The organism is Mycobacterium sp. TH-M11 (assembly GCF_057473725.1).
This window is the reverse complement of sequence record NZ_JBYCLD010000410.1, coordinates 1-1792: the sequence shown is the minus strand read 5'-3', so window position 1 is coordinate 1792 and position 1792 is coordinate 1. Positions and strand designations below refer to the sequence as shown.

General features: G+C 65.6%; 2 protein-coding genes. Both read right to left on the bottom strand.

Translation table 11 applies throughout. The features are described 5' to 3' along the window. The coding region (locus AC2VOG_RS16225; RefSeq protein ID WP_486940894.1) for a PAS domain-containing protein at window positions 1-274 on the bottom strand (274 nt) is incomplete at its 3' end. Window positions 275-686: 412 nt separating this feature from the next. Next, window positions 687-1792, bottom strand: a 1106-nt coding sequence (locus tag AC2VOG_RS16220) for a putative bifunctional diguanylate cyclase/phosphodiesterase (RefSeq protein WP_486940893.1), incomplete at its 5' end; no start/stop codon positions are given.

Below are 1792 nucleotides of genomic sequence, written 5' to 3'. Positions count from 1 at the left end.
TCAGGGCGCGCACCGTCGAGCCGTCCCGATGTTCCAGGGAAACAACCAGATTGGCCAGGGAATGCATCACCGACAGGGCCGATTCCTCGGCCGGTGGAACCTGGCCGAAGATCTGCCGAAACTCCAGGGCCAGCACCTCTTCTTGGGTGTAGCCCAGCATGGCGGCGAACCCGCTGTTGGCGAACAAGATGGTGCCGTCGTCGGCGATCGCGAGCACCGGAACGGGGATCCGCTCGAGCGCGACCAGGGCCGGCAACTGCCGCAGCGTGTCCATCGGTGCCAGAGGGGTTTGCGCGTTCCGCCGTCGCTCCATGCGTCTGATTATGACGGGCTCCGCAGACGGCGTGGGCAGGGTTCGCCGCTGTCGGGCGTTGACTGCGCCGCGCGCGATACATAGGCAGTCGACGTGATGTGACGCACAGTCTCGTATGGATTGAACATCATCCAAAAGGTATGTACTATCTCCGGTTATGCGAGGGACTGGTTTGTGCGGATCGGGTGCGCTGCGGCGTGCGCCGAGGCCGGCGAGTTCCTCCCGAAGCTTCGCCCGGGGCACCTTGAGGGGTCCGCATCGCCGTGTGCCGCCGCACGCCGAGCCGCATTGGTGCACCGCACCGACTGCAGCGCTCGCCGGCAGGCAGACGGGGGTGCGGTTGCGTGCCACTTTCTACCGGGCGATGTTCTTGTCAGATCACCAAAGCCTGGCTGTCGGCCAGGAAAGGCATCGCCATCCAGCGTGACGCCAGCATTGCTTCGGCGGCGGGCCCCGGCACCGGGCGGGAGAACAGGAATCCTTGCGCGCGGTGACAGCCGTGCCGCATCAAGGTGAGCGCGGCCGCGGACGTTTCCACACCCTCGGCGACCACCTGCAGGCCGAATGCCTCGGCCAGGGCGATGATCGCTCGGACAATTGCGAGATCGCCCGGATTGACGCCCAATTCGCGCACGAACACGGTATCGATCTTCAGAGTGTCGACCGGCAGATCCTTCAAGTGTGACAAGACCGCGTAACCCGTCCCGAAGTCGTCGATCGCGATTTGCACCCCGGCTTCGCGCAGTTCCGCCAGGGTACGACGGGTGTTTTCGATGTTCTGCACCACCGCCCGCTCGGTGATCTCCAGGCAGAGCGAACCGGGGCGTAGTCCGAATTCGTTGATGGTTTCCACCACGTTCTGGACGAAACCGCGGGCGGCCAACTGGACCGGCGAGACATTGACGCGCAGGGTGGCGTTGGTGCGGACGCCGTTGGTCTGCCATTGGCTGAATTCTGCGCACGCGGTGCGCATCACCCACCGGCCCAGATCATCGGCCAGGTTGGCGGATTCGGCGATGCTGATGAACGAACTCGGCAACAGCAACCCGCGGGTGGGGTGCCGCCAGCGGACCAACGCCTCCACCGCGACGATGGCGCCGCTCCACAGATCGACCTCGGGTTGGTAGTACAGCAACAACGACTCGTCGTCGATCTTGCCCTGCATGTGCAGTTCGATGTCCTTGCGGAACAAACTCTTCAAGGACATGTCGTCGGTGGAGCTGACGGTCTGGTTGCCGCCGCCGCGTTTCGCGGCCAGGACGGCCTCGTCGGCGCGGTGCAGCAGACCGGCGCTGGTGTCTTCCCCGGGCAGACCGACCGTCACGCCCACGCTGACCGTGCTGTTGACCGTGTGGCCCTGGATCTCCACCCGCTCGCGCAGCGCGCCCTGCAGCCGGTCGGCGAACGTCTCGGCGCTGGCCATCGACATCGGCCAGTCCGGGATGACGACGAATTCGTCCCCGCCGATCCGGGCCGCCA